At 55.7% G+C, this 264-nt stretch carries 3 tRNA genes; all 3 read right to left on the reverse strand.

Annotated elements, in window-relative coordinates:
• Position 1: 1 nt before the first annotated feature.
• Positions 2-75, reverse strand: a tRNA-Ile gene (locus tag HMPREF2758_RS03855).
• A 9-nt stretch (positions 76-84) separates the two neighbouring features.
• Positions 85-155 (reverse strand) — tRNA-Gly (locus HMPREF2758_RS03860).
• Between the two features lie 3 nt (positions 156-158).
• Positions 159-231: transfer RNA gene (locus tag HMPREF2758_RS03865), tRNA-Asp, on the reverse strand.
• Positions 232-264: the final 33 nt, after the last annotated feature.

Consider the following 264-nt stretch of genomic DNA (forward strand, 5'->3'; position numbering starts at 1 on the left):
ATGGGCCTGAGTGGACTCGAACCACCGACCTCACCCTTATCAGGGGTGCGCTCTAACCAGCTGAGCTACAGGCCCAAAATCAAAAGCGGGTGAGGAGAATCGAACTCCCGACATCAGCTTGGAAGGCTGAGGTTTTACCACTAAACTACACCCGCATACGGTCCGGACGGGATTTGAACCCGCGATCTCCTGCGTGACAGGCAAGCATGTTAACCCCTACACCACCGGACCAAAATGGGGGATAACGGGTTCGAACCGCTGACA

This window comes from Facklamia sp. HMSC062C11 (genome assembly GCF_001810675.1).
Lineage (GTDB): Bacteria > Bacillota > Bacilli > Lactobacillales > Aerococcaceae > Facklamia > Facklamia hominis.